The 23,768-nt window shown below is 66.4% G+C and carries 16 protein-coding genes and 1 pseudogene; 2 read left to right on the top strand and 15 right to left on the bottom strand.

The window, feature by feature from the left end:
- Together KYK13_RS13000 and argC are read left to right on the top strand one after the other, a co-directional pair.
- Nucleotides 1-1,062, top strand: a complete 1,062-nt coding sequence (locus KYK13_RS13000; protein ID WP_223644541.1) for a DUF1611 domain-containing protein — start codon at nucleotides 1-3, stop codon at nucleotides 1,060-1,062.
- Nucleotides 1,059-2,129, top strand: a complete 1,071-nt coding sequence (gene argC / locus KYK13_RS12995; protein WP_223644539.1) for an N-acetyl-gamma-glutamyl-phosphate reductase — start codon at nucleotides 1,059-1,061, stop codon at nucleotides 2,127-2,129. Before KYK13_RS13000 ends, argC begins: the two co-directional genes overlap by 4 nt.
- Nucleotides 2,130-2,184: 55 nt before the next feature.
- Here the strand turns inward: argC and KYK13_RS12990 are convergent, their stop codons facing one another.
- The 15 genes and pseudogenes from KYK13_RS12990 to KYK13_RS12920 form a co-directional block, all read right to left on the bottom strand.
- Nucleotides 2,185-2,898: a hypothetical protein gene (locus KYK13_RS12990; RefSeq protein ID WP_223644537.1), complete on the bottom strand. Its 714-nt coding sequence runs from the start codon at nucleotides 2,896-2,898 to the stop codon at nucleotides 2,185-2,187.
- Between the two features lie 22 nt (nucleotides 2,899-2,920).
- Complete coding sequence (gene truA, locus KYK13_RS12985; RefSeq protein ID WP_223644535.1) at nucleotides 2,921-3,718, bottom strand: tRNA pseudouridine(38-40) synthase TruA; 798 nt, start codon at nucleotides 3,716-3,718, stop codon at nucleotides 2,921-2,923.
- Nucleotides 3,719-3,740: 22 nt separating this feature from the next.
- Complete coding sequence (locus tag KYK13_RS12980; protein ID WP_223644533.1) at nucleotides 3,741-4,961, bottom strand: serine/threonine-protein kinase; 1,221 nt, start codon at nucleotides 4,959-4,961, stop codon at nucleotides 3,741-3,743.
- Between the two features lie 34 nt (nucleotides 4,962-4,995).
- Entirely contained in the window at nucleotides 4,996-5,982 is a 987-nt protein-coding gene (locus KYK13_RS12975; protein WP_223644531.1) for a class I SAM-dependent rRNA methyltransferase, read from the bottom strand.
- 14 nt (nucleotides 5,983-5,996) lie between these two features.
- Entirely contained in the window at nucleotides 5,997-7,325 is a 1,329-nt protein-coding gene (locus KYK13_RS12970; RefSeq protein WP_223644529.1) for an amidohydrolase family protein, read from the bottom strand.
- A gap of 376 nt (nucleotides 7,326-7,701) precedes the next feature.
- The gene (locus KYK13_RS12965; protein WP_223644527.1) at nucleotides 7,702-8,217 is read right to left on the bottom strand and encodes a hypothetical protein; all 516 of its coding nucleotides are present in this window, start codon (nucleotides 8,215-8,217) and stop codon (nucleotides 7,702-7,704) included.
- A gap of 65 nt (nucleotides 8,218-8,282) precedes the next feature.
- Nucleotides 8,283-8,672: a hypothetical protein gene (locus KYK13_RS12960; protein WP_223644525.1), complete on the bottom strand. Its 390-nt coding sequence runs from the start codon at nucleotides 8,670-8,672 to the stop codon at nucleotides 8,283-8,285.
- Between the two features lie 228 nt (nucleotides 8,673-8,900).
- Nucleotides 8,901-9,272 (bottom strand): transposase, encoded by a 372-nt coding sequence (locus KYK13_RS12955; protein ID WP_223644523.1) that lies wholly within the window; start codon nucleotides 9,270-9,272, stop codon nucleotides 8,901-8,903.
- A 338-nt stretch (nucleotides 9,273-9,610) separates the two neighbouring features.
- Nucleotides 9,611-9,976, bottom strand: a pseudogene (locus KYK13_RS39315) (helix-turn-helix domain-containing protein); the annotation flags it as partial.
- Nucleotides 9,977-10,571: 595 nt separating this feature from the next.
- Nucleotides 10,572-16,040: an RHS repeat-associated core domain-containing protein gene (locus KYK13_RS12945; RefSeq protein ID WP_223644521.1), complete on the bottom strand. Its 5,469-nt coding sequence runs from the start codon at nucleotides 16,038-16,040 to the stop codon at nucleotides 10,572-10,574.
- Nucleotides 16,037-19,723, bottom strand: a complete 3,687-nt coding sequence (locus tag KYK13_RS12940) for a PPC domain-containing protein (protein ID WP_223644519.1) — start codon at nucleotides 19,721-19,723, stop codon at nucleotides 16,037-16,039. The genes KYK13_RS12945 and KYK13_RS12940 overlap by 4 nt, the downstream gene beginning before the upstream one ends.
- Before the next feature lie 42 nt (nucleotides 19,724-19,765).
- Nucleotides 19,766-20,764 (bottom strand): cytochrome-c peroxidase, encoded by a 999-nt coding sequence (locus KYK13_RS12935; protein WP_223644517.1) that lies wholly within the window; start codon nucleotides 20,762-20,764, stop codon nucleotides 19,766-19,768.
- Between the two features lie 304 nt (nucleotides 20,765-21,068).
- Nucleotides 21,069-21,476 (bottom strand): IS5 family transposase, encoded by a 408-nt coding sequence (locus KYK13_RS12930; RefSeq protein ID WP_223644515.1) that lies wholly within the window; start codon nucleotides 21,474-21,476, stop codon nucleotides 21,069-21,071.
- On the bottom strand, nucleotides 21,395-21,814 hold the full coding sequence (locus KYK13_RS12925) for a transposase (protein WP_223644513.1): 420 nt from the start codon (nucleotides 21,812-21,814) through the stop codon (nucleotides 21,395-21,397). The genes KYK13_RS12930 and KYK13_RS12925 overlap by 82 nt, the downstream gene beginning before the upstream one ends.
- 138 nt (nucleotides 21,815-21,952) lie before the next feature.
- Nucleotides 21,953-23,539: an IS1182 family transposase gene (locus KYK13_RS12920; protein WP_223644511.1), complete on the bottom strand. Its 1,587-nt coding sequence runs from the start codon at nucleotides 23,537-23,539 to the stop codon at nucleotides 21,953-21,955.
- Nucleotides 23,540-23,768 lie beyond the last annotated feature (229 nt).

The following is a 23,768-nucleotide window of genomic DNA, read 5'->3' as shown; positions in this document are numbered from 1 at the left end:
ATGAAGATCCACGTCGACAAGGTGGGCAGTGTCACGCGCAACCTCCAGGTGGGGCGCACGGTGCACCTCACGGATGAGGTCAAGTGCGAGGAAGGCGCCGTCATCGCGGTGCGCATCCACGGGGAGAAGAGCGTCTACAACCAGCTGGAGGACGTGAACGGCCGGCTCGTCACGCTCCATGCGGGCGACATCGTGGTGGGCGCGCTCGGCCACCGCAACGCGCTGCACGGCTACGAGGGCATCGTGCCCGCGTCCGTGACGGTGGGCGACAGGCTCAACATCCTCAACATGGGCGGCGTCATCGGGAAGTGCACGTCGCACAACCCGGGCGTGGGCGCGCCCTTCGAGGCGGAGGTGCTGGGCCAGGTCCTCACCTTCCCGGAGTTCCAGTCGCGCGCGGGCCAGCACGCGCACATCTCCACCGGCGCGCTCAAGGGCACGTCGAGGGCGGTGACGTGCCCGGTGGTGTACGTGGTGGGCACCTGCATGAACGCGGGCAAGACGTACGCGGCCAGCGTCGTGGTGCGCAAGCTCGCCCAGGCGGGCTACCGGGTGGGCGGCGCGAAGCTCACGGGCGTGTCGCTGATGCGCGACACCCTGTCCATGCAGGACAGCGGCGCGGACGTGGTGATGGACTTCACCGACGCGGGCGTCGTGTGCACCGGCGCGCGCACCGCGTCCAAGGTGGCGCGGATTGTCTTTTCGGAGATGGCGGCGCAGGACGTGGACGTCATCGTCGCGGAGACGGGCGACGGCATCATGGGCGAGTACGGCGTGCAGGCCATCCTGGCGGACCCGGAGCTCAAGGCCCTGGGCGGCGCGTACATCCTGTGCGCCAACGACCCCGTGGGCGCGGCCGGCGGCGTGCGGCACCTGCGCGAGGTGTACGGCATCGAGATGGACATGGTGGCCGGGCCCGCCACGGACAACGCGGTGGGCGTGCGCTTCGTGGAGCAGGTGGTGGGGCTGCCCGCTCGCAATGCGCGCGCGGATCCGAACGCCCTGGGAAGTCTCATCGTGGAGAAGCTCGCGCCCAAGCTGGGAGCGGGGAGGAAGTCATGACGTCGCCTGCGCACATCTACATCCTGGGGGCCTCCGGTTTCGGCGGAGGCGAGCTGTTGCGGCTGCTCGCGGGCCACCCCGGCAACGCCGGCATCCGCGCGGTGTCCCGGCACCACGCGGGTTCGCCCATCCACAAGGTGCACCCGCACCTGCGCGGACTGGTGGACGCCCGCTTCGAGGCGGAGCCGGACTGGCGCTGGCTGGCGGACTCGCCGCGCCCGGTGGTGTTCAGCGCGCTGGGGCACGGCGAGCTGGCGTCGCAGTTCGCCGGGCTGGAGAAGCAGTGGGCGGACGCGGGGCTCACAGACCGGCTGCTGCTGGTGGACCTGTCCTCCGACTTCCGCCTGGACCATCCCGGCCGGTACGCGGGCGCCTACGGCCGGCCGCACCCGTCCCCGGAGCTGCTCGGCACGTTCACCTACGGCCTCACGGAGTGGAAGCGCGAGCAGGTGAAGACGGCGAAGCGCATCGCCAACCCGGGCTGCTTCGCGACGGCGGTGCAGCTGGCGCTGTTGCCCATCGCATCCACGCCGGGGCTGGGGCTGCTGGCGGTGTCGGGCGTGACGGGCTCGTCCGGCTCCGGCTCGCTGCCGGGCGAGGGCACGCACCACCCGACGCGCGCGCATGACTTCCGCGCGTACAAGCCGCTGGAGCACCAGCACGAGGCGGAGGTGGAGGTGATGCTGGTGGCGCACGGCGCGCAGCGGCACCGGCTGGCCTTCGTGCCACACTCGGCGCCCATGGTGCGCGGCATCTTCGCCACGGTGCAGTTCGAGTGGCCCGAGCACGGCGGCGCGGTGGTGACGCAGTCGCTGACGGAGAAGTACCGCCGCTACTACGAGGGCTCGAAGTTCGTGCGCATCGTGGAGGGCACGCCGCGCGTGGCGGCCGTCACGGGCAGCAACTTCTGCGACATCTCCGTGGCGACGAAGGGCCGCTCCGTGGCGGTGATGGCGGCGCTGGACAACCTGGTGAAGGGCATGGCCGGCCAGGCCGTGCAGAACTTCAACGTGGCCCTCGGCTTCCCCGAGGACACCGGACTGCGCCAGGCGGCCTGCTACCCGTAGGTTCGCGCAGCCCGAGGCGGCTTCGGCGCGATGCCGGAGCCGCCTTCCTGCGTCTTCAGGCCGCGGGCGTCTTCGGCACGTCGCCGGACGACGCGGTGCCCGCCCCCGCGCCGTTCGCTTCACCTGACGACGCCGCCTCGGGAGCGGAGGCCGTTGCCTGCGTCGCCGCGGAGTCGCTGGCGGCGGGCGTGGCCGAAGCCTCGGCGGCGGTGCTCCCCTCGCGCTGCTCCAGCCGCGCGCCTCCGGCCTCGGCGGCCTTGAGGAACTCGTCGTACTCCGACTTGCGGGAGGCGGCCTTCGCCTCCGCTTCCGCGGAACCCCGCTCCGCCGCGGCGCGGCCTGCCTGGATGGCCCGGGCGCTCAGCAGGATGCCTCCCACGAACGCCAGGATGCGCAGCACCGACGCGAAGCTCCACCCCGAGGTGAGCCCCTCCGCGCCGTCGCGCACGAAGTTGAGCGCGGTGACGAACATGCCACCGGACAGCGCGGCCCCCACGGCGGTGGTCCACGTGCGCAGCGCGACGATGCGAGCGGCGCCGTAGCAGAAGACCGGCAGCACCGCGAGCACCCACAGGTCCTCCAGCACCACCACCACGGGGATGCGCAGGAGGTCGGATGGCAGCGCGTTCACCCGTGAGTGCAGGCGCAGCACCAGCGACACGCTGAGCATGGCCCCCACCACCAGCGACAGGAAGCCCAGTCCGACGATGAACTGGAAGCGGCGGACGCGGACGCGCAGGGGCTCGAGGACACCAGGTTTCGTGCTCACGGCCCGAAAGCCTAGCGCACTCTCACCCTTCGTCCTCTTCCCCGACAGCCGCTTCCCCCGCCGAGCGAGGGGGCGGGCCGTCGCCGTAGAAGACCTCCTCCATCACCAGCCCCTGCGGGGGCGCGGTGGCCCCGGCCTGCTTGCGGTCGCGCGAAGCCAGCACCTGAGCCACCCAGGCCTCGGGACGGCGCCCCTTGCCCACCTCCACCAGCGTGCCCACCAGGTTGCGCACCATGTGCTTGAGGAAGGCCGTACCCTCCACCACGAAGGCGATGGTGTCGCCGGACGCGCCCTCCACGCGCACCTGCCGGATTTCGCGCACCGCGTGCTTCGCCTGGCAGTCCGCGGCGCGGAACGCGGAGAAGTCATGCCGCCCCACCAGGGCCTGGGACGCGCGGCGCATGGCCTCCACGTCCAGCGGGGCGAACAGCTCCCAGTGCGTCGTGCGCAAGAGCGGGGACCGCGTGCGCCGGTTGCTCACCCGGTAGCGGTAGCGCTTGCCGCGAGACCAGCGGCGCGGGTCGAACTCCGCGGCCACCTCCTCCGCGGCCACCACCGCGATGTCCGGCGGGAGGATGCTGTTGAGGCCCATGGTGTAGGCCTTCATCGGCAGCACGCGCGGCGTGTCGAAGCAGGCCACCTGCCCCGTCGCGTGAACGCCCGCGTCGGTGCGGCCTGCGGAGGCCACGGACACGCGTTCCCCCAAAAGCTTCTGGAGCGCGTCCTGGAGCGTGGACTGGATGGACGGGCCCTGGGGCTGCACCTGCCAGCCCACGTATCGGGTGCCTTCGTATTCGAGCGTCAGCTTCAGCCGGGGCATGGGGTGAGCAACGGCACGCGGATCAACGCGACTTGAGCCATCCCTCCAGCACGTCCGCCGCGAGCTTCGCGATGGAGACATTCGCCTTGCGCGCCTGGGCCTCCAGCTTCGCGTACAGCACGGGGTCCAGGGGCATCGCGAGCAGTCGCGGCTCGGTGCCGGGGAGGTCGTCCAGGCGCATGGCCTCCGTGGGCGAGGCGTCCACGAACGCCGCCACCGCCGCCACCTCCACGGCCATCTCCGACGTGGGCGCGGAGGACTGGCGCGTGGACAGCCGCTTCAGCTCCTGCGGGCGCTCGTCCTCGAAGAGCTGCTTGACGAAGTTGGCCAGGTGCAGCGGCGTGGGCGTGAAGTCGTAGGACTCCAGGAAGTCGTCCAGGTCGCGCTGCATGTCCAACGCCGTCTGGTAGCGGCGCTCGCGGTCACGGGCGAGCGCGCGCATCAGGATGGCCTCCACGCGCTCCGGCAGGTCCTCGCGGAAGTACGACGGCGCGTAGATTTTGGCTTCGGTGATGCTGCGCATGACGGCGACGTCGGAGTCGCCGGTGAAGAGCTTGAAGCCGGTGAGCCACTCGTAGAGGACGGTGCCCAGCGAGAAGATGTCGCTGCGGTTGTCGAGCGGCCGGCCCAGGCACTGCTCCGGGGACAGGTAGCTGAGCTTGCCCTTGATTTCGCCCGAGCGCGTCTCCTCCACCTGGTTGGCGGCCTTGGCGATGCCGAAGTCGAGCACCTTCACCGAGCCGTCGAACGCGACGACGATGTTCTCCGGCGTCACGTCGCGGTGGACGATGTTGAGCGGGTTGCCGAAGCGGTCCTTCTTCGTGTGCGCGTAGTGGAGGCCCGCGCAGACGCAGGAGGCGATCTTCAGCGCGTACACCATGGGGAAGGGGATCCCCAGGGTCTCCGCCTTGGGCACGACGCGGCGCATGTCGCGGCCGGACACGTACTCCATGGCGATGAAGTAGCTGTCGACGATCTTCCCCAGGTCGTGGATCTGCACGATGTTGGGGTGGTTGAGCTGGGCGGCCAGCCGCGCCTCGTTGAGGAACATCTTCACGAAGGCCGCGTGCTTGGACAGATGCGGACGGATGCGCTTGATGACGATGGGCGTCTCGTCGCCGCTGTCATCCAGCTCATGCGCGAGGAAGATCTCCGCCATGCCCCCGACAGCAATCCGGTCGATGAGCCGGTACTTGCCAAAGCGGAACGCGTCACGCGCGGGCGAGGAGGTGGCGGGGGCCATGGAAAGCAATGTAGCCGCGCCCCGCCCACGGGCGCTAACGAAGTTGGACGACGAGCACCTTGAGCGCCGGTTCCTCACCCGCGGGCGCCGGAAAGTCGAGCCCCGAGGGACCCAACGACCCCACCGTCTTCCCGCTCCTGCCAGCCCGCGTCACGCCCTCCAGCACCATCGTCTCGAAGCGGCGCAGGGGCAGTCCCGCCAGGTTGCAGCAGGCAACCAGACGGCCCTGGGGCGCCACCACCCTCGCCGCGGACTCGGCCAGGCGGGCGTAGTCGCGGGCGGCGGAGAAGCGGGTCGTCTTGGTGGTGGAGAACGACGGCGGGTCGGAGACCACGACATCGAAGGACTCCCCTTTCTTCGCGAGCCTCCCGAGCCAATCGAAGACATCGCCAGCCACGTAGTCATAGCGGTCCACGGATTGGCCGTTGAGGCGCGCGTTCTCCTCGCCCCACTCGAGCACGCGGCGGCTGGCGTCCATGTTGAGCACGCGCTTCGCGCCCCCGGCGGTCGCGGCGACGCCGAAGGCGCACGTGTACGCGAAGAGGTTGAGGACGGTGAGGCCGGAGGCCTGGGACTGGAGCCACGCGCGGGTGTCGCGCATGTCCAGGTAGAGGCCCACGGACAGGCCCTGTCCGGGGCGGATGTGGAAGGACAGGCCGTTCTCCTTCGAGACGAAGTCCTCCACGGGCTCGCCCCGGGCAGCGGACTCTGGAGCGAGCGCGTCCTTCGCCACGTTGGCGAGCACGCGCGCCTCACGGGGACGGCGCTTCAGGTAGACGCTGCGAGGGGACCACGCGGTGACGGAGGCGTCGAGCAGCGTGGCTTCTTCGGCCTCGGTCAGGTCGCGGTAGAGGCTGACCACGACGACGTCGCCGAAGATGTCGGCCGTCACGTCGGGCACGCCATCCGCGGCGCCGTTGAGGAGGCGGAAGGCGGAGGTGGCGGGGTCGGCGAGCAGCGGACCCCGGCGGGCGCGGGAGGCGCGCAGCAGGTCCACGAGGCGGGGAGGCAGGGCACTCACGCGCCCCTTCTACCCTACGAACCCAGCCGTGCGCGGGACCAGACGCGGGCGAGCGCGGCGGCGGCGTCGCGGGCCAGGTCCACGAAGTCATTGCCCAGCAGCTGCCCTTCGCGGACGCAGACGCGGCCATCGACGATGGTCCACGCCACGCGGGAGGCGGTGAGCTGGCCCAGGAGGTAGGGCGAGTACCCCGTTTCCGGGTCCGCGGCGGGGATGGCGTCGTAGACGACGAGGTCCGCGATGCTGCCCTCGTCCACGCCGCCCGACGGCTTGCCGTACAGGCGGGTGCACAGCTCCGCTGGGCCGCTGACGAACAGGTGCGCCAGCGAGTCGTCCAGGTCCGGCATGCGACCGGAGCGAGCCAGGGACAGCATGCTGACGAGCGCCCCAGCCAGCTCCTCCTGGAGGGTGCCATGGCCGCCGGTGCCCAGGCCCACGAGGTGGAGGCTGGACAGCGCGCCGTCGGCGGACTCGGCGGCGCGGTCCATGGAGCGCGTGGCGCGGGGCGTGAGGGCGATGAAGGTGCCGGAGGCGGCCAGGCGTTCGGACTCGGAGCGCTCGACGGCGCGAGGGTAGCCGGCGATGGCGTGGGGGCCCAGGAGGCCCAGGGCGTCCAGGCGGGGCACGACGCGGCGGCCGTGCGTGGCGTAGGTGGTGGAGAGGTCGTCCTCGTTCTCGGCGAGGTGGAAGACAACGGGCGCGTTCAGCTCCGAGCGCAGCCGGGCGATGCGGGTGAGGAGGGCGTCCTCGCAGGTGTAGGACGCGTGGAAGCCCAGCGCGCCACGGACGCGAGGGTGTTCGCGGTAGCGGCGGACGAAGTCGGCGTTGGCGTCGGCCTGGGCGTCAGCGGCGGCGGCGCCATCCAGGCTGTGCGTGGAGTGGGATGCGACCAGGCGGAGGCCCACGGCGTTCGCGGCGCGGGCCTGGGCCTCCAGGGCGCCGGCGACGTCGGTAGGGCACGACAGGTGGTCCACGACGAGGGAGACGCCATCCAGCAGCGCGCGGGCGGCGGCGAAGCGGGTCAGGACCTCCACGTCCTCGGAGGTGAGGAGGTTGGCCACGGAGCGCATGCGCTCCAGGCGCGAGCGGGGCTGGCGCAGGAGGAAGTCGCCATTGGGGGGCAGGAGCTGCCCGTTGACCATGTGCGAGTGACAGTCCACGAGGCCGGGGACGACGAGCCGGCCGCGACAGGCGACCTCCCAGTCACCGGGCAGCACGGGCACCTCGGCGTCGGGGGCGACGCGGCGGATGATGCCCTCTTCGACCACGACGGCCATGCCGTGACGGACGCGACCGTCCGCACGGAACACGGCGCAGTTCTTCAGAAGCAGTCGGCCTTCCATGGACCTTCCCGTTTTAGCACGGGGTGGGTGAAGGATGAACCCCGTCCACTGACTGGAGCCCCCAAGGGGCGGATCCATGCAGGTTCAGGCCACAGGACCCGCCGGCCGCGTTCTGTCCCTGCCCGAAATGCCCCTGTTTCGGCGCTCGAAGCGCCACCTCCAGGCCCAGAGTGCGGCGAATGCGCCCAGTGTCGCGGACAGCAACAACATCACCGCAAGCCCGGGCAGGCTCATCCCTGGCCCTAACGGGATGTCCAGCCCCACCAGCCAACGCGTCCACCCTCCAGGCAAGAGGCCCATGAAAAATACAAAGGGCAGCGGCCCCAGGTACGCCCCAACGAAGATCCAGACAAACTGCACGAATCGCATGGCCGTCCTACGGAATGGGCGTTCCCTGCACGAGCAGTGACCACGCGGCAGGGGCCATGGGCTCCCCCACCAGTTCATGCGTTTTGTGTTTCCACCGAGAGGGAACCGTCCCCAGGTCCCGGAAGAATCGCTCGTTTCCCCAGACGGCGCCAAACCCCTCATGGCTGCAGACGAACAGCTTCAGCTTGGGCCCTTCGAACAATTGGAGGTCATCCCACCCGTCAATATCCCTCCAGACGGTCTCGTCGTTCAACGGCAAGCGCACACCGGCATCCGTCCGACACCGCACCCACAACGCGGCATTGGATGCAGTTATCGTCCCAGGCCACGACGAAACCCACAGCGATTCCACCGCGGCCGCTCGGATCCGCTCGAAGTCACGCTGAATGCGTTTCAACTCCGGCGTGGGCACGACGACATCCGCAGCGTCGACCCGCATCTTCCCCCGCCGGATCAGCGCGAAATGCGTGGACGACCGCCACGCACGTTCCAGCAAGCCGTCAAGGCGCTGCTTCTTGTCCAACGGGAGGCACCACTCCCCCGCTACGTCCAGGACTTCTCTTCTCACGGAAGCCATGACCGTCATCCTCACCGCACAGGAGCACGGTGCTCCGCGAGCAGAAGCAATGGAAGCCCTACACCCCACAGAACCAGGAAGACTGGACTGTATCCAACCACCACACTCACCAGAATCGTGATGGGAAACCACCCGACGGCCACAATGAGCCACACCACCCACGTCCAACGCCATCGCGGCAGCGGCTCCCGGCGCGAGAAGAGCGACACCACGCCCAACCCGATGACCACCAGTGCAAAGCCATGGAGCATGCCTCGCAGGAGGTCGGCGAGAAACCAACTGAGTGGAGGCGGCAGCAGAATGAAGAGGTGGTAGATCCAAACCAGAGCGGACACGACCATGGCAACCCGGACCACCAGCGGGGGCGGCGCCACTTTCATTTCATGGAAGGTCGCGCTCATTCGTCACATTTCCGAAGCACGGATGCAATGTCCGGGAAGCCCCGAGGCTCGGCCATCCGCTGTCATCACGCAAATCCACCCCGCAGGGCATGAGCCCTCGCGCCTCGGTTCACAAACAAGCTCACAGATAGACCCCGCATCAATGTGAGCAAAATTTGTGCGGCCGGCACATACGAGACCATTCCCACAGCTGCCCGCTAAATGACCGATCGTAATTCTCGAACGGTCTCACGCTGCGCGTCGAGTAGGCGCGACGCGCAGCGAGGGGCTGGCCGTCTTCTGCGTGTTGCGCACGTCGAGGTAGGCATCCACCTCGGCCATGAGCGCCTCCATCTTCTTGCAGCGGTGGTTGCGGGTGACGTTGGCGTGCACGTCCCACCACAGGCGTTCAATGCGGTTGCCCTCGGGGCAGTACGGCGGCAGGAAGTGCAGCACCAGCCGCTCGCCCAGTGACTCCAGCGCCTTCTGCGTCTTCTTGCTGGAGTAGGTGGCGGCATTGTCGAGGATGAAATGCAGACGCTTCGCTCTGGGATAGGCAGCGTCCACGGCGCGCACCAGGGCGATGAAAAGCGCATTCGTCTTCTTCTCCCCTGCACCCAAGTTACCCGAGCCGTTCGCGCATCCAGCGCCCCCGCCACGAAACGCTTCTGGTTGCTGCCCGGGGTGACGACCGCTCTGCGCTGTCCAGGCAACGTCCAGTCGGGGCCGATTTTCGGGTTGAGGTGTACGTCCATCTCGTCCTCGAAAAGCACAGGCTCGCCGGGCCGGGCGAAGGCCGCACGGCATTTCAGCTGCCAGAGGCGCCGTCGGCGTCGGCGCTCCGGCCAGGGGCAGCGCACCACGGGACGCGGACGCCTTCTCTTGGCCCCCACCGAGGCCCAAGCGCGTCCCATCGTCGCGGGCGAAACCCGCACCCGGCCTCGCCTCGTCAACTTGCGAACCAGTAACTCGCGCGTCCACGTCGTGCGCCGCCAGCCGCTCTGCTGCGGCGTGCCTTCCAGCACCCGGCACAACGTCTGCCGGAGTCGCTCGTCCACTTTGCGCTGCCCATTCTGAGCGCGTCCGTCCAAAAGGCCTTCTCGGCCTGAGTGCTGGAAGCGCTGAACCGCGGACACCACTGTGGACGTGGCGCACAGCACTTGCCGCGCAGCTTGCGCTCGTGACTGTCCACTGGCCACCTTCGCTACCGCCAGGCACCGCCGCAGGGTGAGCGGGCAGCCAGTCCTCTCTCCCCAGCGAATCAGCGGCCTGCGATCAGGACATCGCAGGCGTAGCCGTTGCCGTCCCTGAGGCAGGGCTCGCATCTTCATCCGGTTCTTGCGCACACAAGGCCGAACGGCGCGAGCTCCTGCCTCTTTCCTTCCTCCTCCGGCGCCTGCCTACCCTCCGAGCCGCTCGGGATTCATGCGTGGTCGTTTAGCCCCCATTTCTGTTCATGCACGGATTGCAACTACGCATGCCCGTTCACTCAGTCCTGAGCCTCTGGAACCGAAGGCTTCCCCTTTGGAACCGAAATGTGGTCGCGCCATCTGCCCACACGTCATCTGGCCCCACGCAAACATTCGTCGCAATGAAATGCACGTCAATATTCTCATCCTGGATCCCCACGGCAGACTCGTAGCTATCCAGACGAGCCAGACACCGCGCCTCATCGGTAGGTGGTTCGCTGCCTTTCAGGATTTGCGAAAGCTCTCGCTCAAACTCCTGACTCGCAATCTCCAAGGCCTCTCGATACTCCCCTCCGACGCTCCTGCAATTGGGCAGGTTCGCGGTGGAAACCGAGACGCAAACAAGTAGCGGTTTCCCCATCAGATCGGATGGCCCCGTCAAATGTCGACAGGAGAGGTCCACCAGAGCAAGGCCTACAACAACTCCCAGACCCGACTTGCGCATGACGACTCACTTGACAGGGAGGACAACATTAAACACTTCCTGCTCCCCATCCACCATTTCCGTATACGTGTAATCCCAATAAAACACGTACATATTATTCATCTTCGAAATCATATAATAGTCAAGCCTATGCTTCTTGGCGTTGTCGATGTCCTGATTCTCGCCTTCTGACAAATTCTCCCCATACGTGTGGCTATGATACGTCCCGCAGGCGACAGCTCCCTTAGGGAGCCAATCCCTCTTGAACGTTATCTTCCCACCAATCCCCTGGTGCCAGTCTGTCGCATAGTAATCGTGCGTGCCTTCGAGCCTATAAATCCAGCCACCCCACTCTGAAGTCGACCTGGAATCCGAAAACCTCTTATCATTCAGCATCGACCTCATGGCGTCCTTCGCAGCTTGGTCAGGACTTGAGAACGCATCGCCGGGAGCCAGTCCGCTTGGGTCGTTGTACGCAAGCGGGTTGTTCGAGCCGTACGCATAGACTGGCAATCCCTGTCCCATCAACGCGTACGCCTGAAGCGCCCTGGGGAGGTGTGCGAGCGGTTCCTCTTGCAGGAACCGACCTGTGGAAGGATCATAGTAACGGGCGCGGAAGTAGAGCAGCCCCGTGTTGTCGTCCTCGCGTCCCGTAAAGGTCTGCCTGTTTCCGGCTGTCGTCCCCATGGAAGCGGTCTTGCCATAGGGCTCGTAGGCATACGTCGCGCTCAGGGCACCGCTGCCGTCCACCAGCGCGACCGTCGACCGCATCGCATCCGTCAGGTAGCCCTGCGACCCCAGAGATGAAGTCTGGATGAACACCTCATCCTGCCCGAACCCGGTCAGGAGGTCGGTCGTCCCAGCCAGTGATTGAACCTGGATGAAGTTGCTTCCGCTGTAGAGATAGTCCTCCGCAGTCCCGGACACCATCTTGCGGGAACGCCTTCCGGTCGGCTCATAAAGGAACGTGGCGAGCGTGCCCGCGCCAGTGCTGATCTGAGTCAGTTGATTGCGGACATCCCACGTATAGGTCCGCGTGCCGTCTGAAGTCAGGTTTCCATTGGCGTCGTAGGACAGCGTTTGACCATTCCAGGTCGTCAACTGGCTCGCCACGTTGTAGACGGCTCCAGAAGCGGCGTTCGGCAAGCCCGTCCGGGCTTGGGTCCCGCCCACAGTGACGCGGTTCCCGTCGTCGTCGTAGGTGTAGCTCAGGTCCCCCACCACGACCGTCCCCTGCTTGTAGGTGATGGCAGTCAGTTGTCCCGCCAGGTCACGGGAGTAGTGCTGCGATACCCCGTTAGGGAGGATCACGGACTGTCGGCGACCAACAGCATCATGCGTAAAGGAGACCGCGCTGGTGCCCTGGACGAGGGAAGTTACTCGCCCCGAGTCGTCGTAGGTGTAGGTGACGGGTGACTGCCCGGTGGCTGTCATGCTCGTCAGCCTCCCAGCGACGTCGTAGCTGTAGTCAACCGTGCCATTCGGGGACACTTCCTGCAGGGGACGATCCATGCCGTCATAGGTCTGGGAGACTACCGGTCCCAGGCTGTCTTCCATGCGAATGAGCCGGCCACCCAGGTCATACACGTAGGAAATGGTGTTGGAGTACGCCGTCGGCGTTGTCGACGTCGCACCGAAACCGGCCTGGACCATCGCGCCAGAGGAGTCATAGCTCCAGCCGCTCACCTGCCCCTTGCGGTCCTTCAAGGACTTCAAACGTCCCGCAGAATCGTACGAATACGTCTCCGTCTGCCCCAGGGGGTCCATCCGCTCGGAAACCAGTCCCAGGTTGTTGTAGACATAGCTTGTCAGCTGACCCCGAGCGTCCTTGCTCGCGACGATCCGCCCTGAGTTGTCATAGGCGAACTCGACGACAGCCCCAGTGGCATTGGTGTAGCGGGTCAGACGGTCGCGGCCGTCGTATTCATAGTGATCAACATGTCCTCCCGGGCTGCGCCGGGTGACAACCCGCCCCAGGGCGTCGTGGGAATACTCGGTCATCAAACCGGTGCCGCTCGTCACCGCGATGACGTCCGCCCCCTCATACGTGAGGGTGAGCGGTGCATCCGTGCCAGCTCGCACTGTCAGCAGCCTCCCCTGCGAATCATACGTGTACTCGCGGGTCCGGCCCGTCGCGTCCTCGATGCTCGTCAGGTTGTCCTGGGCGTCGTACTGGTACTCCGTGACATGGCCGAGTTCGTCCTCGACGGTGGCGATCTGTTGGGTCGAGGTGTACGTGTATTGGGTCGACGCGGCCTGGGGCGTTCCCGCCAGACCCGTGACCTGGGTGACGTTTCCCCAGGCGTCGTATTCGTACTCCGTGCGGCGGCCCATGGCGTCAACCACCGCATCCATCCGGCCGGTGGACGAGTCCAACTCGAAGTTCGTCTCGCGCTCCTCCGCCGTTCCCAGGGGATAGATGTCCTTGGTGATGTAACCGGAAAGGAACGACACACGCCGTGTCTGTCCCGAGCGATCCTTCACATCGGTCCGGACGATCTGCTCGCCATCACGGACGTTGCAGCCGCCTTGCGGCAGGCACTGCTCGACGAGCCCCAGTTGGTACGTGAACTCGTAGGTGCTCCCATCCGCGAGCGTCTGCTTGGACACCCTGCCCTTCGCCCCGTACTCGTTCTGGACGACGAGCCGGTTCTCCTCGTCCACCACCGTCTCGATGTAATTGGAGGTGTTGTACGTGTACTGGCGGGACTTGCCCATGACGTCGGTCACCTGGGTCAGCCGGCCCTGGGTGTCGTACGTGTATGTGACGGTTCGTCCCGTGTGGTCCTTGGCCTGGGTGGCCAGACCCATGTTGTTGGTACTGGTGCCGATGGTGAACTCCACCCAGCGTCCAGAGGGGCCATCCAACCGGACAATGGGCCCTGAGTTCTCAGACTGACGGGTGATGGTCACCGCATTGCCAAAGCGGTCCGCCATCCGAGCCAACCGGTGGGCATGATTGAACGTCCAGCGGCTTCCGTCCCGGAAGACCAGGTCCCATCCCTTGTAGTCCAGATTGTGGAGGATGCGTGAACCGGCCAAGGGGCCCGGGTACGTCGTCTGGAAGATCGCTGACGCGTCATCCGTGCCGGAAGAGATCCGCTCATACCGGATGCGGGTTCCGTCCGGCTTGACCAGTTCGTACTCCGTGAAGTCGAGCGTTGACCGCCAAAGGAAGTACTCGTAGTTGCTGACCATTCCGACGCCGAACTGCCTGCGCGTCAGATCCAACGAGCGGTAGGTGCGCTCCACCTGGAGAGGAATGATGTCCGCGACGACGAGGTCAACCTCGTGGTTGATGAATTGGCCGGAGGCAAGCTGGACCGGGTCGCCACCGGTGGAACTCCCCGGCCTGCCGGCGGATCCACCCGAGCAATTCCCACCCGAGCTCTCGCTGCAGCACTGACCGTTGCAGCCGCCGCCCACCTGCGGAGGAGGGGCGTCCGGGTTGCTGTAGCCAGCGCCGACGAAGCCATAGAGGGCCACGCCATCGTCGGGAATCACCTGGCGGCCATCCGCGCTGACGCTGCCCAGGCCATAGGCGAACCAGCCGCTGGCGTTCGCGTCATAGCTCCAGAAGTTGGCCTTCGCCCCGGGCAGCTCGCCCCGATAGTTGGCGTAGTACAGCTTCGCGCCGCTGAAGCCCGGCGACATCCCCTCGAAGCGCGCGTCGCCCGGCTGGAGCGTGAAGTAGAGCGGCATCTCCAGGTTGGGAAGCGGGAACGGAGCCTGGTTGATGGGCAGCGGCGTGATGTTGATCTCCGTGAGCAGGTTGCCTGCACGGTCGCGGACCACCGTCCCGGGAGGCAGCCGCAGTTCCAAGCCGGGGATGGCGGGCGTCGTCACCGCAATCTCCTCCGTCGTGGGGCTCGGGATAGCGACCGTTCCCTGGGGATCCAGCCGGGTCATCCACACCGTGTGGCCCAGGGGGTTGGTGATGCCCTCCTTGAGGTCGACGTGCATGAAGAACAGGCCGTAGCGGACAGCGCCGTGGTTGGCCGTCTGGCCATTGACCTCCAAGGTCTGTCCGCCGGGGTTGAGCCCCTCCACGAGGAAGCGGCCCTGGGCATCCGTCATCGTCGCCACGCCACGCACCACGATCCGCACGCCCGCCAGAGGCCTGCCATTGAGGCGCACCACCCGCCCGGAGAGAGCTGTGACTCCAGGAGCAGCCTGGAGTGGCTCCACCGGCGTCACGTGGGGCTCCCGCGAGCGCCAGCGGCCCGTGAGATTCTCCGGGCCCGGCAACCAAGTCTCCCCATCATCGAAGAGGGGCCGCTCAGGCGCGCGCCAATCGTAGCGGCCATCCGCGCCCCGCTTCTCCAGATGCCGCAGGGACGCCGTCGGCTGCGCCAAGGCCTTGGGACGGCTCAGCTGCGGCCGCGGCAGCCGGGTGTCCGGACGGCCTTCACCCGCCGCTAGCGTCGCGGTGATGAAACCTACCGTGGTGAGCGGCAACTCGCGGTGCTTCGCGTCCCGCAACCCCTGCACGTAGAGCGTGTAGGCCGTAGCAGGCAGCAGCGCCTGCGCGGGACGGAAGAAGATCAGCCGCCCCTCTTCCGCGAAGGTGTGCTCCCCCGCGACTTCACCCAGGGGCCCCACGAGGGTGATGGAGGCCCCGTCGTCCTGAACCACGGGGTGGCTCAGCCGCACCGCCAGCAGGACCTGCCCCGGCACCGCAGGGTCCTTGTCCTTGGGCAGTGAGCCCGTGATCGCCAGTGCGGCATCCGGCCCTGGCAGCCGTTCGCGCTCGGAGACATCCACGCGGACGAACTCGTCTCGCGCCGGATCGAAGATTTCGGCGGTGGGGACCGCCCCGGGCGCGTCGCCCCCAGCGAGCAACACGCGGCCGTCCGGAAGCAGCACGGCCGTGTGCCCGGCGCGGGCCACCTGCATGCGCGAGGACAGGCGCCTCACCTGGAGCGTGCGCGTATCCAGCACCTCCGCCGTGTCACTGGTCCGCGCGTCGGCAGTCTCTCCGCCCGCGAAAAGTACCCGGCCGTCCGTCAATACCGTGGCGGAATGCCGCGCCCGCGGCGACGGGTGGACCTCCGCCGCGCTCACGAAGACTGCGTCATCCGCGGAGAACCACTCGGCCGCCTCGACGAGTCGGCCCGTGGCGTCACGGCCGCCCACCACCAGGACCCGGCCTCCTGGAACCACGGTCGCCGTCTGGCCCGACCGCGCCGAGACCATGCCCCGGGACATCGGCTCGACGCGCCCGGGCCCGATCTGGAGGGACGCCGCAGCGGACGCGGTTTCGCCCCCCAATAGCAACCAGCGTCCGTCCGACAGGCGGGTCGCGCTCCGCCCGCCACCTGCCTGGGGCCGCTCCGCAGTGAGCTGTTGAACGACCTCTTCTGGAACCGGCGCAAAGGGAATCTCCTCCGTACAGCCTGCGAATGCCCCGAGCAGGACAAGGCAGGCGGTCGCAAGGATACGTCTGGCGTAAGGCATGTTTTTTCCGTGAGAGGACAAGAATGTCTTGGAGGTCATGGCGCCACCTCCACGCGAGCCGGCGCGAAGGGAGCGCCCTGGGTCTTCACGCGAAGGGTGATCTGGCCGGTGTTGGCGCTGTTGGGATCCACGCGGATGCTGTACGTGCCTGCCGTGGAGGCCGTGAAATTCACCGTGTAGCTCGTGTTGGGGAAGGCAGGCGTGCCGACAACAGAAGTAGTGCCATTGGGTGGCCAGACGGTCACCTGCACGCCACCCGTGAACGTCGCCGACGTGAGCACCAAGCTCAGATTGGCATTGGCGCTGGCCGTAAAGGTGTAGAAGCCATCCTGGCCCACCCGGGTGGTGCTGAAGGTGGCCGCGCTCCCATCCACCGTGAGGCTGCCCTCCACCGAACGAGACAGCAGCAGCCCCACTGTCGCCGCCGCGGTGCCCGCAGGATTGACAGTGATGACATACGTCCCCGTCACCGACAGCACCGGCAGGTCGCAGTTGTCTGGAGCCATGAATGCACCACAACCGGTAAGCAAGGTGCCGTCGGGTTTGAAAACGGAGATGGCGACACTCCCTCCGGAGGGCGCCGTGCTGAGGCTCGGGATGCCCAGGCCCAGGCGATCCCCGGCCGTACCGCTGAAGGTATAGCGGCCATTCTGCCCCGCCCCCAGGCTTACGGAGGTGACCGTGCCGTCAATGATTCCCGCGCTCCCGGTGGCCTCCGTTATCAGTTGGAGGGTGATCTGCCCGGTGCTGGCCCTGTATGGGTCCACCTCGATGCTGTACGTGCCGGCCGTGGGCACGGTGAAGTCCAACGTTTGGCCTGCGGTAGAGCTGGTGAGCAGACTGGCCAGCTGCGAGCCATCCGCCTTTAGCACCCGCAGCTGCGTGCTGGTAGCGAAGGTGATGCCCGTGAGAACCAAGCTCAGATTGGCATTGGCGCTGGCCGTAAAGGTGTAGAAGCCATCCTGGCCCACCCGGGCGGTGCTGAAGGTGGCCGCGCTCCCATCCACCGTGAGGCTGCCCTCCACCGAACGAGACAGCAGCAGCCCCATGGATGCCGTCGCGACCCCTGCGGGATTAATGGTGATGGCATACGTCCCCGTCACCGACAGCACCGGTAGTTCGCAATTGTCCGGGGTGGTGATGCTGGGGCAATTGACGAGCAAGGTGCCGTCGGGTTTGAAAACGGAGATGGCGACACTCCCTCCGGAGGGCACCGTGCTGAGGCTCGGGATGCCCAGGCCCAGGCGATCCCCGGCCGTACCGCTGAAGGTATAGCGGCCATTCTGCCCCGCCCCCAGGCTTACGGAGGTGACCGTGCCGTCAATGAGCCCCGCGCTCCCGGTGGCCTCTCCCACCAGCTTGAGGGTCATCTGCCCGGTGCTGGCCAGCGGCGGGTCCACAGCGATGCCGTACGTGCCGGCCGTGGGCACGGTGAAGTCTACCGTATAGCCCGTGGTGGCGTTGGTAGTCAGGCTGGCCAGCTCCGAGCCATCCGCCTTCAGCACTTGGACCTTGGTGCCGCTGGCGAAGGTGATGCCCGTGAGGACCAAGCTCAGATTGGCATTGGCGCTGGCCGTAAAGGTGTAGAAGCCATCCTGGCCCACCCGGGCGGTGCTGAAGGTGGCCGCGCTCCCATCCACCGTGAGGCTGCCCTCCACCGAACGAGACAGCAGCAGCCCCATGGATGCCGTCGCGACCCCTGCGGGATTAATGGTGATGGCATACGTCCCCGTCACCGACAGCACCGGTAGTTCGCAATTGTCCGGGGTGGTGATGCTGGGGCAATTGACGAGCAAGGTGCCGTCGGGTTTGAAAACGGAGATGGCGACACTCCCTCCGGAGGGCACCGTGCTGAGGCTCGGGATGCCCAGGCCCAGGCGATCCCCGGCCGTACCGCTGAAGGTATAGCGGCCATTCTGCCCCGCCCCCAGGCTTACGGAGGTGACCGTGCCGTCAATGAGCCCCGCGCTCCCGGTGGCCTCTCCCACCAGCTTGAGGGTCATCTGCCCGGTGCTGGCCAGCGGCGGGTCCACAGCGATGCCGTACGTGCCGGCCGTGGGCACGGTGAAGTCTACCGTATAGCCCGTGGTGGCGTTGGTAGTCAGGCTGGCCAGCTCCGAGCCATCCGCCTTCAGCACTTGGACCTTGGTGCCGCTGGCGAAGGTGATGCCCGTGAGGACCAAGCTCAGATTGGCATTGGCGCTGGCCGTGAAGGTGTAGAAGCCATCCTGGCCCACCCGGGCGGTGCTGAAGGTGGCCGCGCTCCCATCCACCGTGAGGTTGCCCCCCACCGAGCGGGACAGCAGAATCCCCACAGACGCAGTCACGGTCCCCGGAGGATTGACGGAGACCGTGTACGTCCCCGCCATGGGCAACGGAGGCAGGTCGCAATTATTCGGGCCAGTGATGCTGGGGCAGGTGATGAACTCAAGCCCCCCGGGCCGGAACACTTTCAGGGTCAGGATCTGGCCAGTAGGTGTGGTGGTGATGCTGGACACCCCCAGTCCCAGGTGCTCGCCGATTCCTCCCACGAAGTCATAAGTGCCGTTTTGCCCTGCCTGGTTGGTGAAGGTCGTCGTCGCGCCATCCTTTTCAAGCACGCCACGCAAAGCGCGCACCAGGGCAAGCGTCGCGCTGAAGCCTGTCGTGCTGCCCGAGATCCTCAACACCGCCGTGTAGATGCCGTCCTTCGGCGCGATCGGGGCATCAAGGACGCCCCCCGCGGGGGTCAAGACAACGGAGCTCACCTCCGTTCCCTGCTGATCCTCAATCTGCAGCGCAACCTGGAAAGCGCCCCCCGTCACCACTGAGGACGCCACGATGCTCACCTGTTCCCCGCGCTGCACCGGGAACTTCAGCACCGCCTTTCTCGTCACATCCGGGAGCGAGATGTTGACCGGCGCCCCCCCCACGACGGGTTCGAGCACTGTATCCAGCCCGCCAGGAACATTCGCTGACGGCATCACCAGGAAGTCCGTGGTGCTCGTCGCATGCCCTGCGGAAGTGGAAACCCTCACCCGCCCCGTGGCGCCCTGCGAGCCGATCTTCACCACGAGCTGGGTGGCCGTAGCGGAGATAATGGAGGCCTGGACGCCTCCGATGAAGACGCGATTGTAGAGGCGGTCGGGATTGAAATTCGTGCCAGTGATCGTCACTGTCGTCCCGATGGGGCCACCCACGGGAGAAAACCCTGTAATGCTGGGGCCGCCGCCCTGGGCCGCCACTTCGAAGTCCTCGTTGCTGGTGGCGGTCACACTGCCGACCGTCACGCTCACCGGTCCTGTCGTCGCGCCTGCGGGGACCGACACCACCAACCGCTGAGCGCTCGCCGCCGTCACAACCGCGGCTACGCCATGGAAGGACACAAAATTGCTGGTGGGTGTCGTGCTGAATCCCGTCCCCGTCAGGATCACCTCCGAGCCCGGCCCACCTGAGTTTGGCGAGAAGTCGAAGAGCCCCAGGTCCGTGGCTGTCAGCCGCTTGATTTCAAGGAGGTTACCTCCTTTGTCATAGACATACTGGGCGCTGGCACCCGTGCCGTCGTAGACACCGACCAGCCGCCGGGACTCGTCATAGGCATAGTTGACGGGCGGTCCCGCATCCCCTAATCCGCTGGGCAGGGTCGCCAGCTCAGGAGCGGAAGAGGGGGAACCACCACACGCGCACAACAAAAGGGCATACCAGAGCGCGTGGAGACCGCGCGCCAAGAAGGGGCGATTCAAGGAAGACTCCTGGATGGAGATGGGATCAGCGGCCAGTCGGCGTCACGGGACCGTCTGTGTTGGCACCTGGGGACTCGTCAGCGCCTGAAGGAATGCCACGAGGCTGGAGCGGTCTGCGGGCGTCAGATCCCCGACCTGAAGCCCTTCGCTCTTTCGGTAATACAGCTCACGTTCAACAGCTTCGGCCAGCGTGGGAACGCTGCCATCGTGCATGTAGGGGGCCGTCTTGGCCACGTTGCGAAGGGAAGGCGTGCGGAAGCGGCCCAAGTCAACCGCCCGAAGGCTGACGGCATAACGCCCCAACGCCGCTACATCCGCGCGAGCAGGAATCGCGGCGCGGCGCGCTTCTGAATCCCATCCCAGAATGCCCCGGGCGGCATCAGGCTGACGAGGAACGATCTCAAGGGGGACTTCACCGGGGTGGTATGCCCCGTCCGTGAAGGAGCCCGCCTCCAAACGATGGCAGCGCGCACACCCAGCGCGTCCCGTGAAGAGCGCGAACCCCCGCCGCTGCTCTGGGAGGAGCGCCTGTGCATCCCCCGCCTGGAAGCGGTCAAATGGAGATGGCGCCGGAACCAGCTGGCGGAGATATGCAGCGAGGGCTTTCGCCACGGTCGTTCGCGTCACGCCTTCGTCAGGAAAAACAAGCGCGAAGCCCACTGCATGGCGCGCCTGAACCAATGACAGGACCGCACCTTCTCCAGACAGCCCATGTTCCTCGGCGGTAGTGAGCGGATCCATGACCAGTTCTTCCAGGGAGGTCCTCCGCCCGTCCCAGAAGAACTCTCGGGTCTGTGCCAGGCCCATTAAACTGGGAGCATTCCGGGTTCCCCGCCGGCCAAATGCTCCGCGCGAAACGGCTCTGCCGTCTGTGAATGCGGCGTCGGGGCGATGACACGTCGCGCAGGCCACGGCGCCGTCCACACTCAATGACGTGTCAACGAACAAGGCTGCCCCCAACGCGGCTAGAGCTTCCTCACTCGTGCGTGACGTGCGGCCCGCCGCCGCTCCTGACCAGGGCGTCAGAAGCAGGATCCCCATCAACGCGATTCCTCGGAGCAAATGGAATCGAGAGCAGGGAATGCGCTTCCCACACAACAACCGCGTCCTTCCCCTCATTACGAAAGCTCCTGACCCGCCCCCTCGAATAGACGTCCGAGCCTCTCCAATATCGGACAACTCGTCTACCAATAGCAAGCAATTACACAGGGCGGCCGCGAATATTGCTGCATCAGAAATGGATGCCACGATTGTAAATCTCTATCGCGACCTTGCCTGGGGCGCGTTTTACCCGGCAATCCGTGACCCTCCTATATGATTCTACTCAGCGAGGAGCTGTCCCTGTTTAGCGCAGCCAAAGAAGCATGGATGCGACGTGCAGGACGGCAAGGTAGCTGGTCGCCGACTTGTCATGGCGGGTGGCGACAGCACGAAAGCGCTTGAGGTCGTGGAGGAAGCACTCCACCCGGTAGCGCAGCCGGTACAGGGGGCGGTCTAACGGCAACGCCCGCTTGCGGCTCGGGTTTGAATGGATGACAGGCTTCATCCTGAGCTTTCGAACGTTGGCACGAATGCGGTCGGCGTCATAATTGGTATCCGCGATGAAAGTGGTGCCCTCGGCGTGCACCAGAAGTTCTTCGGCCATTGTGGACTCGTGCTGCTGGCCGGGCGTCAGCGCAACGTGGAGCGGCTTACCTCCCGTCGTCGTGACGGCGTGAGCTCTCGTTGAAAAGCCTCCTCGAGAACGGCCCAAAGCATTGCTTCGGCTCCCCCTTTTCCGCCCGCGACGTCCTGATGCGCCCGGACGGCCGATGCGTCAGCAAGGGAGCCAAGCTCATCTACATCGAGCCGCAGCGCCTTGCAGATGGCTTCCCAGCGCCCAGTCTTCGCCCAGAGGTGGAAGCGGTTGTAGACCGTCTTCCAGTGACCGAACCGCTCGGGCAAGTCCCACCATTGCTCCCCGGTCTTCACGCGCCACACCACGGCGTTGATGAAGTCACGGTCCCCTCGCTTCGAGCGGGGGCCGCTCCTGGAGCCCAGCAGAGGCTCAATGCGGCTCCACTCGGCATCGCTCAGTTCATGTAGGCGCACAGCCCGCGTTGATCGTACTTGGCCCCAGTCAGCAATTCCGACTCGGGGCCCAGCCCCAACGTACCGGAGGACCGGCCCGTTGGGTCGATTCGTGAACACGAGATCAGGGACGGCCCCTAGAGCGCCGAACAGGTTAGGTCACGCCGCGCGCTGATAGCGCGCGGCGACCTCGAGGTTTTGGACGACCGCGATTCGCCTGAGGTCAAAGAGGTTGCGGCGCGTGCCTCGGTAACGGGCCTTCGGGCCCTGGCGGTTGGCGAGATGTGCCAGGCGATGCTCGACACCGACACGCTCGCGGAGTTGTGCGCGGCCCGCGCGCGACTGCAGACGTGAGCGCAGACGCTTCTGGAGCCGCTCATCGTCGCCCATCGTGACGCTACGCCCCTTGCCGGACGCGGCCTGGGTACAGCTTGAGCGCAGCTTGCACGGTCCGCAGGCTTCCGGGTCGAATTGCACGACGGCGCCGGGCTCGAAGGGTTCCACCTCGCCAGCAGGGCACGTGAGGGGGCCGGCGCGGATGTTCACTTTGAAGTCGCGCTTGCCGAAGAGTCCGGACTTCGCGCTGGCTCCTCGCCACGGCCGGCAGACGACGTCGCCGCCGCTCTCCAGCACGTCTTCGGCCATTGCGCTGTTGAGGTACGCCCTGTCGATGAGGAGGACGTCGGGGAAGAGCTCCTGGTGGGCCATGTCTTCCTGCAGTGCGCCCGTCGCCTCCTCTTCGGGTCGGTTGGCCGGCGTCACGGCGCAGGCGACCACCAATTCGGTGTCGAGGTCGGTGCCGACGTGCTGCTTGTAGCCATTGAAACGCTTGCTCTTGCTCTTGCGCCCGTGGCGCATGTCCGGGTCTTCGATGGAGATGCGCCTGTCGGCCGCCACGCCTTGTCGAATTTGCACGCCGCCCTCGGGGCGCGGCTCAAGGTCCTGCGCCTTCACCTGCACGAGCGCTTCGATGTAGCGCGTCAGCGGAGCCGTGACGCACGCCTTCGACTGCTTCACCACCCAGGCCATGAGGCAATCGAGCTGCCGGCACAGGCGATTGAGTGCGTTGAGCTTCGCGTCGGGCGCGCTCCAGTCGATGTCGAGGCCGGCCTTGATGCTGCTGGCCCTCAGCAACGGCGCATTCGCCTGCTGACACACCTCCTCGACGTCGGTGCCGAGCGCGAGCGCCATGCTCTCGGCCACCTTGCGGCCTGCGTGGCCGAGCAGGTTGATGGTGTCCTCAACCCGCCCGGCCCCTTCCAGAGGGCGGCTGTCGACCCCCACTCGCAGCGTCTTCGGCGTCTTCTTCGAATCGAACCCCTTCGTCCGCTTCGCCACCTCGACGGTGCGCTCCAGCAGCCGACGGTCCATCTCATGCGCCATGAGGCGCTCGCGGAACTGCTGCAGCCCGCCCTGCGAAAACGCGGGCACGTCCTCTTCATCCTCGAGCGTTCCGAGAACCAACCGCCAGCAGCGGTCGCTCGCCGACAGACGCACTGCCTCCGCATCGGAAGTTTGCAAATAGGCCTGCAGCAACAGGCCCATGCACATCAACGCGGGCGGCTGTGCGGCTTCACCCTGGCCTGTCTGTCGATACATCGACTCCAACTCCGCCTGAAAGGCGTCGTCGAACAACTCGTGCCGGTGCTCGCGCAGAAAGACGAAGAGCTTCCGACTCTTTCCGGCGAGCTTCAGCAGCTTCTGCTCGCGGGCACTGCACTCCACCGTGGGGCTCCATCGGTCCAAGCGCCACCTCCGTGAGGAGGTGACATGAGCACCTGGCGACAGCCCGCGTCGACCGTGCTCGTAAACGATCGATTTTCCTCGGGCGGATTCCTGATCGACGCTCTAGAGTGCCCCGGACCGGAGCCAGGCTCAGCGACTCACCAATCCCTACAACTACAGCCAGAAATATGCCGCCGTTCTTCTCTCGGAGGCTGAACAGGATGGCTGTCTGGCGTTTGAGTTGAGGTTG

Source organism: Corallococcus sp. EGB (assembly GCF_019968905.1).
Classification (GTDB): domain Bacteria; phylum Myxococcota; class Myxococcia; order Myxococcales; family Myxococcaceae; genus Corallococcus.
This window is presented reverse-complemented; position numbering and strand designations above follow the sequence as displayed.

Excerpts from the sequence above, each read along its gene's own strand:
- KYK13_RS12980 (WP_223644533.1), bottom strand. The coding sequence starts at position 4,961 with ATGGCCCCCGCCACCTCCTCGCCCGCGCGTGACGCGTTCCGCTTTGGC.
- argC (WP_223644539.1), top strand. The coding sequence starts at position 1,059 with ATGACGTCGCCTGCGCACATCTACATCCTGGGGGCCTCCGGTTTCGGC.
- KYK13_RS12970 (WP_223644529.1), bottom strand. The coding sequence starts at position 7,325 with ATGGAAGGCCGACTGCTTCTGAAGAACTGCGCCGTGTTCCGTGCGGAC.
- truA (WP_223644535.1), bottom strand. The coding sequence starts at position 3,718 with ATGCCCCGGCTGAAGCTGACGCTCGAATACGAAGGCACCCGATACGTG.
- KYK13_RS12960 (WP_223644525.1), bottom strand. The coding sequence starts at position 8,672 with ATGAGCGCGACCTTCCATGAAATGAAAGTGGCGCCGCCCCCGCTGGTG.
- KYK13_RS12935 (WP_223644517.1), bottom strand. The coding sequence starts at position 20,764 with ATGGGGATCCTGCTTCTGACGCCCTGGTCAGGAGCGGCGGCGGGCCGC.
- KYK13_RS13000 (WP_223644541.1), top strand. The coding sequence starts at position 1 with ATGAAGATCCACGTCGACAAGGTGGGCAGTGTCACGCGCAACCTCCAG.
- KYK13_RS12945 (WP_223644521.1), bottom strand. The coding sequence starts at position 16,040 with ATGACCTCCAAGACATTCTTGTCCTCTCACGGAAAAAACATGCCTTAC.